The organism is Bartonella sp. ML70XJBT.G (genome assembly GCF_028618575.1).
Classification (GTDB): Bacteria; Pseudomonadota; Alphaproteobacteria; order Rhizobiales; family Rhizobiaceae; genus Bartonella.
This window is the reverse complement of the sequence record NZ_JAQITA010000035.1, coordinates 1-8,052: the sequence shown is the minus strand read 5'-3', so window position 1 is coordinate 8,052 and position 8,052 is coordinate 1. Positions and strand designations below refer to the sequence as shown.

Below are 8,052 nucleotides of genomic sequence, written 5' to 3'. Positions count from 1 at the left end.
TGTCCCCATGGATTTCGCTCTAGTTTACGTGATTGGCTTGCTGAAACAACCGATGTCCCCTATGAGATCGCTGAAACCATTTTAAGTCATACGGTAGGAGGACAAGTAGAGCGCTCCTATCGTCGTACTGACTATTTAGAACAGCGCCGTGTCTATATGGATAAATGGGCGGCTTATGTCACAGGTCAATCTTAAGATATGGGGTGCAATACCCCATGATCTGTGGATAACTTTATCTCTCTCTTCTCTCATTCTCTCTCAATGAGACTCATAAATTATCACATCAGAGAAACTATTATAAAACACTGTTTTTTATAGACTAAATACCTTTCCAGTGATTCAAAAATATGGTTAATAAATACTTATGATTTGTTCCCATTTTTTACTCTGAAAGGAAATTATTATGACAGAAAACGATATTCTTTTAACAGACCGCGAAAGTGCAAAATTGCTTCATATGAGTGTTTCAACATTCCGCCGTCATGTGACCAATGGCTCTTTACCAAAGCCTTTAAAATTTGGTTTTTTATCGCGTTGGTTACAATCGGATCTTTTGAATGCCATAGAGCAAGCCAAACAACAACGTTATAACGACGTCGCATAAATGAAAACCTTGTCACGTAAGGACGGACAAGGCTTTCCATTTTCATCCAAAGAATGAATAGCAAAATCCGTTCTGTAACGCAACATTATAGAATTAGTAAGTGTATTCCTTGTTGTCATATTGCTCCACAAACAATGCTAAAATGGAAATGGAAGCAACACCCCCCCATAGACATGCGAACACATGCTGTGGGGATTGTACTTTCCATCAACAGCAAGATTTAAGGATAGCATTCATATTGTTCTGGATGCTTTTTACAAAACGGGCTGTTTAAGCGTCTCTTGACACTTCTCTGTGGGATCACAGCGCCTGGACGACAAATCGGCAAGTTTTCGGCTTTATGATTCTCACACCAAGTTCCTCCTCCTGCTTTATCACGAAAACCAGCTTGAACCATACAAGCATAAGTTGTTGCCTTTTCATTATAGCTCCGCTTTCTGTTTTCTGGATCGACATCATAAGGGGTTGGCATGCCACATTCTAAGAGGGCTTTTCCTATCTCTGTAAAGTCTGCACCAGGCTTCTCCCATGCCCCTATAGAAGATGTGGGAGTTTTATTAAACTGACATCCAGTGATACTCAACAGAGTTATAGCACCTAATAACTTTAGAGTTTGTTTCATTTTTTATTCCTTGATTTACTTAAAGGTCTTTGTTCTCGATGAGATGTGCCATACTGCTTTTGGCACATATCACTCGCGTTTCCAAGACAAGTATGGACACTGTTGGGGTCTGTGAACATTTTCCATGCTTCTTTCCAAGCGTTACTGCCAGCAGGTATTGTCTCGTAAGTATAATCATTGCCGCCAATCACTCTGCTGACAAAGTCATATTTATGCCCATCAAAGCCAACAGTGGTTTGTTTGCCATCACTCACATAACTTATAAGACCGGCTGCAGACAAAACATTAAAGGCGGGTCCATAGAAATTGATATCCGTGTTTTCATTCGCTATACCATGCACACCTTGTTGTTTGAAAGAATTCAGCATATTCCCCAATGTCATGGTCCCACGACTATGGCCATAAAGTTCTAACCCTGTAAGCCCATAATTATACATCAGATCTTTTGCTTCTTGTGTGGAATTGGTCAATCCCCAAAAGTTATTTTCCAGAAACTTCTGATAACCTGCTACCAGAAGTTCTGAGATGGCAGAATCTGCTTCTGGGAACACAACAAAATAAAGCGGTACATTTTTATCCTTGGCATGTTGCTCTGCATAAACAGCGGCTTCCTCTGGTGGTGTAAAGATGCCATTGAGGGACACATGCACCTTGCCATCAGCCCCTTCCTGCAAATGCTGCTTTTCTTCTTCCGTTAAATAATGAAACTTAGGAATTGGTTGTCCACGGGCGTCTTTGATATACTGTCCATTTTCGTCTTTTTTATAGATTATGTTGCCCTATTCATCACGGTCAACCACAGCGAGAGGATGTTCTTTAATAAACATGGTTTTATAGGACTCATCGCTGTGAGCAAGCAAAACAGCAACGTCAAACTGACGCGGCATAAAAAAACCTTGTCACATAAGGATGGACAAGGCTTTCTCAAACTCATCAACTTGGATGATAACAAAAACCGTCCTGTATCGCAACCTGGTTATAGGATTACTAAGTACATTCTACGCCATATTGCTTTACATACAATATTGAGATGTTAGATTGAGAAAACAATCCCGTCATTTCAAGCGAAGGCAAGAATGGCGGATTGTTGATTATCACAAACAGCAAAACTTAAGGCTCGCATTCATATTGTTCTGGATGCTTTTTACAAAAAGGGCTGTTTAAGCGTCTCTTGACACTTCTCTGTGGGATGACAGCGCCAGGACGACAAATCGGAAGGTTTTCTTCTTTAAAAGTATAACACCAGTTCCCTCTCCCTTTATAATGGAATCCTGATTGAACCATGCAAGCATGAACTGTTGCCTGTGCATTGATACTCTGCTCTTTGCTTTCTGGATCCTCATCATAAGGGGTCGGCATGCCACATTCTAAGAGGGCTTTTCCTACCTCGGTAAAGTCTGCTCCGGGCTTCTCCCACATATATATGTATCCAGGAGAAGGCTTAAAAAAATTACATCCAGCTATAATAAACAAAACAAGCACACTCCATAATTTTAAGATGTATTTCATTTCTTGCTCCATGGTTGAATTGAATTAATTTGTATACGATGAGATGAACCATAGAACGATGTACACACATCACTCGCATGACCATAACAAGCGTGGACAGTAGGATAAGTCGTAAATATTCTCCATGCCTCGTTCCCAGGACTACTCCCTGAAGGGATCTTATCAAAAGTAGCAGGATTTCCACCAAACTTTACACCAACAAAGTCATATGCGTGGTTTTCCAAGCCGACAGAGGTTTGCTTGCCATCACTTAAATAATCGAGCGTATTTGCCATCGATTGAGCATTATAAGCAGGACCAAAAAGATTGATACTCGTGTTGCCTGCTATGTTGTGAATGCCACGCTTTTCAAAGTCATACATCCCGTTGCCTACTGTCAAGCTACCGCGGCTGTGCGCATCAATATGCAATCCATCATTGCCATAGAGAGACATCGCATTCTGAAATTTCTTGGTCGAATTGGTTAATCCAAAAAAAAGTTTACCTTCCAGAATCTTCTGAAAAACCGCTATCATGGGCTCCACCTCCCAGTCTTTAGCTTTGGGAAAGTATGTAAAATAAAGGGGATCATGCTCATTATCAGCAAACTGAACAGCATAACGCGCGTCATCATCAGATGTGTTAAAAATGCCATTGTAAAACATATGAACAGCGCCATCAGAGCCTTTTTGTAAATGCTTCTCTTGCTCTGGTGTTAATGAAATGAAAGGAACAATCCCGCACAGGCAAGAGGACGCATGGCTGTGGGGATTGTTGATCATTACCAACAGCACTTAAGGTTGGCATTCAGGTTGTACTGGGCTTCTTTTACAAAACGGGCTGTTTAAGCGCTTCTCAACACTTCGCTTCGGAATAACAGCACCAAGACGACATATGGGAAGATTTTCTTCTCTAAATGTATAACACCAGTTCCCTCTCCCTTTATGGCGAAATCCTGATTGAACCATGCAGGCATAAATTGTTGCATCCTCATTAACACTAAGCTTTCTATTTTCTGAATCAGCATCAATAAGGCTCGGCATTCCACATTCTAAGAGGGCTTTTCCTACCTCAGTAGAATCTGCACCTGCCTTCTCCCACATACTCACGTACTCTGGAGGACTGCTGTCAATTTTTGATATGTCACATCCTGTCACACTTAATAGGACTATACCACTCAATAATTTTAAAATTTGTCTCATTTTTTATTCCATAAATGATCTAAAGTCGAATAAATTGAATGAATTTGTTTAGTAGGAGATGTTCCATAATTAGTTTTACACTCTTTACTTGCATCACCATAACAATTATGGGGACTAGGATCATAACCGCCTAACGCCCTCCCTCCCTCTATCAATGGAGAGGTTGCTGTAGTCAATAAACTGTTTCCTACAAACAGCGTCATATATAAAGGATTTTTTATACCTTTCTCCAAAAGTGAAACATCTAGACTTAAAGGTACTTTATAAAAAGTAGGTGCATTGTAACCAAACAACGTACTAATAGGGTCAGATGCATGGCTTTGTAAGTAAACATGATCATTTTTGCCATCGCTTACGACATATAATGCATTCGCTATCGATTGAGCATGATCCGCTGGTCCATAAAGATAAATATCTGTTTTTTCTGCTATACCGTGGATGCCGTGCTTTTCAAAGTCACGCAGTCCATTGCCTACTGTTAAGCTACCACGGCTATGCGCACTCACAATCGCTTCCTCATTGCCATAACGAGTGATAAAATCTTGGAACTTCTTACTCGAATTGCTCCATCCCCCAAAGTACTCATAAATTGCTACCCCGAACTCTACTAGCTTATCTTTAGCTTTGGGAAAGTATGTAAAATAAAGGGGATCATGCTCATTATCAGCAAACTGAACAGCATAACGCGCGTCATCATCAGATGTGTTAAAAATGCCATTGTAAAACATATGAACAGCGCCATCAGAGCCTTTTTGTAAATGCTTCTCTTGCTCTGGTGTTAATGAAATGAAAGGAACAATCCCGCACAGGCAAGAGGACACATGGCTGTGGGGATTGTTTCCATCACAAGCAAGACTTAAGGTTGGCATTCATCCGCATTTTTATACCTTTTACAATAAGGGCTGTTTAAGCGCTTCTCAACACTGCGCTTGGGAATAACAGCACCTGGACGACAAATGGGGAGGTTTTCTTCTTTAAATGTATAACACCACCCACCCACATGTTCATCTTTATAGCGGAATCCTGATTGAATCATACAAGCATAAGTTGTTGCTCTTGCATTGTTGCTTCTCTCTCTATTTTCTCTATCAGGATCGATAAGGCTCGGCATGCCACATTCTAAAAGGGCTTTTCCTATCTCAGTAAAGTCTGCACCAGGCTTCTCCCACATACTCACGTATGCTGGAGAAGGTTTGTCAATATTTGATATGTCACATCCAGCAATACTTAACAGAATAAACCCACTCAATAATTTAAACAATCTCTTCATTTTTTTCTCCATAAATAACCTAAACCTAAATTATCTAAAATCGCATGAGGTGCATAAATTTTTACATTATGAAGTGTTCCATAAGCATTTTTACACGCATCACTCGCATCACCATAGCACTTATGGGTGGTAGTAGGGTTATGGCCACGTAGCGCACTCCCTTGCTCTTTTATTGCAATTGCTGGTGGAAATAATACATAGGGGAGCTTCAAGGGCACCTTATAAGCTGTCGGTAGATTATGACCAATTCCTGTACCAATGGGATCAAAGAAATGGTTTTGTAAATAAATATGATCTTTTTTACCATCACTCACATAATAGTGTGCATTCGCTATCGATAGTGAGTTATCAGCTGGTCCATAAAGATAGATATCTGTTTTCTCGGCAAGACCGTGGATGCCACGTTCTTCAAAGTCACGCAGTCCATTGCCTACTGTTAAGCTACCACGGCTATGCGCACTCACAATCGCTTCCTCATTGCCATAACGAGTGATAAAATCTTGGAACTTCTTACTCGAATTGCTCCATCCCCCAAAATACTCATAAATCGCTATCCCTATCTCTACTAACTTGTCTTTAGCTTCGGGGTGATAGGTAAAATAAAGGTGACCATTGTTATTAACAGCCATTTGGACAGCATTACCCGCTGCTTCATCGGGGGAATTAAAAATGCCATTGTAGAACATATAAACAGCGCCATCAGAGCCTTTTTGTAAATGATTTTCCTCCTCTGACTTTAAAAAGTGGTACAGAGCAATATTTTTTCCATCGCTGTCTTTTATAGGTTTTCCATTTTCATCGGTTAAATAGAGGACATTGCCATTTGCATCATGCGCAACCTCTCCTATGGGATGTTCTTTGACATCTGTAATTTGATGAATTTTATCAAGGTAACCAAATCCTTCATCGGATAAATCATTGATCATGTCTAAGCGATTATGCACGGCTGCCTCAAGCGGTGTGGCGTCTATCGGTGCTACAGCCTGGTGGGCTGCTGCAGTGTTGCGGTTGAGAGAGCCAATGATTTGTCCAGCATCTTGCCCCATCGCCCTCTGATTGCCTTCACCCGTTAGGATGATGGTGCCATCACTGATAGCGGATTTGGTTTCCCCTTCTGCATTATCTTTGGCTTTACCATGGTTTAAAACATTTTTGACAATGTTTTTTACCGTGTCATTCCCAGAAAGACTAAGCCCTTGGCTGCTGGCTTGCGCATGAGCGCTGTTGGTGATGTCACTGGTGCTAATGCTTGCTGTGGTCAGGCTGTTTTTGTCTGCCGGCGCACTGCTGGCAATAAGCCCCCCTGTGAGCGTGGTTGCCCCTGCAACAGTGATATCAAAGCCGCCATCACCCGCTTTGATACCTGATTGCTCCACAACACTGTGATAATCGCTAGAGGATTTATCCTTTTGGAAAGAGGCGCTCATGGAACCTCCTCCTCCCGTTGCTCCAGCACCAAAGCCAACAGAAACAGAATTTTGCTTGCTAGAGCTTTGCCCCGTATCACTGCGGCTGTTTACGGTGAGATCACCACCAACACCCATCTCTACACGGTTTGCAGAAAATACCGCACCATTCAATGTAGTATCCCCTCCACTGCTGGTATGAACTGTTCCGGTACCCACAACATGGCTGTTCTTGTGGTGTACCTCCTCACTGGAGCCTTCCCCTTGACTAAAAGCAGCACTACCCGTTGCCCCTGCGCCACCCGTGCCATAACCGGTGCCAACACTCATGGAAGCACTTTCACTGCTGTTTTGTGTGCTTTGCGTGTTTTTTGCACTTTCAAAGATGATATTTTGTCCTGCGCTCAAGGTAATATTCCCGCTCTGTGTATCATTTTCCAGCGCATAAATCGGGTTTGTGCCAGCGATTATATCCGCTCCAACACCATGGATATTTCCTTTGTGCGCGTTCATGTTGATAGAACGCCCAGCTTCTATGGTATCTGTTACCGCATTGGAGCCTTGAGAAGTGGCTTCTGCCTTCTCTGTCTTAAAGCCCACGCTCACACTGCCAGATGCACCAGCCATATTGGCAAGAACATCCTTGGTGGAGCCCCCCAACCCTCCTAATGAACTGCTCAATCCTTTGGTTATGTTCCCTCTTTCCCCCGTGTTGCCACCCAACCAATCAACAAAATTCCTGCCTGTATTAAAGAGGTGATTGATTTTGAGGCCGGTTAGTATAGCGTTACCAACTTTACCGTTTCCATCTTTATTATTCATGCGATCTGCTGAATCTTTTAGCCCTTGTACCGTGCCAAGAACACCAATATCGACAGTGGTCGTCACACCGGCAAAAAACTTTTCATGTTTTTCTTGTGTATTAGCGGTATTATAGCTTTCCGATAGTGTGATATTATTGCCAGCATCAATATTGACATCACGATTTGCCGAAACATTTGTCGCTTGTAAATTTACATCATTGCCGGCATTAATCTGCACATCATTGCCTGCGTGGAAATTGGACGGTGTATTGGTCTTTTCCCATTGATCGCCCGTATCTTTAGCGCCCGCAACCCCAACACCAATAGAGGCACCACTGTTATTCTTTTCAAACTGAAAGCCAAAGCCTGTGCGTTCTTCCTTTGAGTTTGCGCTATGACTATTGTGACCAGGTGAAACGTTCACATCATGGGCTGCCGAAAGCTTAATATCTTCGCTCGCTATAAAGTTAGAACCCACCACGTTCACATCTTCTTTTGTAGCGGTGATAGTGATATTTTTTCCATTGAACGAAGAGCCTTGATGTTCAAAGCTTTCCTCATTTTCTGTCTTGGATTCACTTCCATATATCGACACAAAGCCCTTGCCTGAACCAACACCAAAACCGGTTTCATGGGTTTCTGAATGGCTCTTATGAT

Annotated in this window: 8 protein-coding genes and 2 pseudogenes; 2 read left to right on the top strand and 8 right to left on the bottom strand. The window is 42.1% G+C overall.

Annotation, left to right across the window (positions count from 1 at the left end):
• Both PVV64_RS09505 and PVV64_RS09500 read left to right on the top strand, forming a co-directional pair.
• Positions 1–195, top strand: a pseudogene (locus tag PVV64_RS09505) (integrase); the annotation flags it as partial.
• A 208-nt stretch (positions 196–403) separates the two neighbouring features.
• Positions 404–604 (top strand): AlpA family transcriptional regulator, encoded by a 201-nt coding sequence (locus tag PVV64_RS09500; protein WP_273760772.1) that lies wholly within the window; start codon positions 404–406, stop codon positions 602–604.
• Positions 605–824: 220 nt separating this feature from the next.
• Here PVV64_RS09500 and PVV64_RS09495 read toward each other — a convergent pair whose 3' ends face one another.
• From PVV64_RS09495 to PVV64_RS09460, 8 genes and pseudogenes are all read right to left on the bottom strand, one after another.
• A complete protein-coding gene (locus PVV64_RS09495; RefSeq protein ID WP_273760771.1) occupies positions 825–1,226 on the bottom strand; it encodes a hypothetical protein in 402 nt (133 codons plus the stop codon).
• Positions 1,223–2,077, bottom strand: a pseudogene (locus PVV64_RS09490) (filamentous hemagglutinin); the annotation flags it as partial. The gene PVV64_RS09495 and the pseudogene PVV64_RS09490, both read right to left, overlap by 4 nt.
• 259 nt (positions 2,078–2,336) lie before the next feature.
• On the bottom strand, positions 2,337–2,735 hold the full coding sequence (locus PVV64_RS09485) for a hypothetical protein (RefSeq protein ID WP_273760770.1): 399 nt from the start codon (positions 2,733–2,735) through the stop codon (positions 2,337–2,339).
• Positions 2,732–3,496: a hypothetical protein gene (locus tag PVV64_RS09480; protein WP_273760769.1), complete on the bottom strand. Its 765-nt coding sequence runs from the start codon at positions 3,494–3,496 to the stop codon at positions 2,732–2,734. The genes PVV64_RS09485 and PVV64_RS09480 overlap by 4 nt, the downstream gene beginning before the upstream one ends.
• Positions 3,497–3,508: 12 nt before the next feature.
• On the bottom strand, positions 3,509–3,916 hold the full coding sequence (locus PVV64_RS09475) for a hypothetical protein (protein ID WP_273760768.1): 408 nt from the start codon (positions 3,914–3,916) through the stop codon (positions 3,509–3,511).
• Positions 3,913–4,785: a hypothetical protein gene (locus PVV64_RS09470; protein ID WP_273760767.1), complete on the bottom strand. Its 873-nt coding sequence runs from the start codon at positions 4,783–4,785 to the stop codon at positions 3,913–3,915. The genes PVV64_RS09475 and PVV64_RS09470 overlap by 4 nt, the downstream gene beginning before the upstream one ends.
• Positions 4,773–5,186: a hypothetical protein gene (locus tag PVV64_RS09465; protein ID WP_273722212.1), complete on the bottom strand. Its 414-nt coding sequence runs from the start codon at positions 5,184–5,186 to the stop codon at positions 4,773–4,775. Before PVV64_RS09465 ends, PVV64_RS09470 begins: the two co-directional genes overlap by 13 nt.
• Positions 5,183–8,052, bottom strand: a 2,870-nt coding sequence (locus PVV64_RS09460; RefSeq protein ID WP_273760766.1) for a hemagglutinin repeat-containing protein, incomplete at its 5' end; no start/stop codon positions are given. The genes PVV64_RS09460 and PVV64_RS09465, both read right to left, overlap by 4 nt.

Coding starts and splice junctions, on each gene's coding strand:
- PVV64_RS09500 (WP_273760772.1), top strand. CDS start 404: ATGACAGAAAACGATATTCTTTTAACAGACCGCGAAAGTGCAAAATTG.
- PVV64_RS09495 (WP_273760771.1), bottom strand. CDS start 1,226: ATGAAACAAACTCTAAAGTTATTAGGTGCTATAACTCTGTTGAGTATC.
- PVV64_RS09485 (WP_273760770.1), bottom strand. CDS start 2,735: ATGAAATACATCTTAAAATTATGGAGTGTGCTTGTTTTGTTTATTATA.
- PVV64_RS09480 (WP_273760769.1), bottom strand. CDS start 3,496: ATGATCAACAATCCCCACAGCCATGCGTCCTCTTGCCTGTGCGGGATT.
- PVV64_RS09475 (WP_273760768.1), bottom strand. CDS start 3,916: ATGAGACAAATTTTAAAATTATTGAGTGGTATAGTCCTATTAAGTGTG.
- PVV64_RS09470 (WP_273760767.1), bottom strand. CDS start 4,785: ATGCCAACCTTAAGTCTTGCTTGTGATGGAAACAATCCCCACAGCCAT.
- PVV64_RS09465 (WP_273722212.1), bottom strand. CDS start 5,186: ATGAAGAGATTGTTTAAATTATTGAGTGGGTTTATTCTGTTAAGTATT.